A 455-nucleotide genomic window follows, 5' to 3' on the forward strand; every position below is an offset into this window, starting at 1 on the left:
GCTGATGAGCGGCGAAAAAGCGCGGGAGAGCGGTTTGCCCATTCTCGGTCGCATCGTGAGCTACGCCGTGACGGGCGTTGACCCGTCGGTGATGGGCATCGGTCCGGTCAGCGCCTGCCGGACGGCGCTGGCGCGGGCGGGCTGGACGCTGGATGACGTGGACCTCATTGAAGCCAATGAGGCCTTTGCCGCCCAGGCGCTGGCGGTGGGGAAGCAGCTCGGCTGGGATGAACGCAAAGTGAACGTGAACGGCGGCGCTATCGCCCTGGGCCATCCGATAGGTGCCTCCGGCTGCCGCATCCTCGTGACGCTGCTGTACGAAATGCAGCGCCGTGACGTTAAAAAAGGGCTCGTCACCCTGTGCGTAGGCGGCGGGCAAGGCATTGCTCTCACCGTCGAGCGTTAAGCCTCTCGTTGGTACCCGAATAATAATTAAAGTGAGGAGTCGTAATGAG

The 455-nt window shown here is 62.9% G+C and carries 1 pseudogene; it reads left to right on the top strand.

Annotated elements, in window-relative coordinates:
• A pseudogene (locus EN749_RS37095) lies at positions 1 to 406 on the top strand (acetyl-CoA C-acetyltransferase); the annotation flags it as partial.
• Positions 407 to 455 lie beyond the last annotated feature (49 nt).

This window comes from Mesorhizobium sp. M7A.F.Ca.ET.027.02.1.1 (assembly GCF_004022985.1).
Lineage (GTDB): Bacteria > Pseudomonadota > Alphaproteobacteria > Rhizobiales > Rhizobiaceae > Mesorhizobium.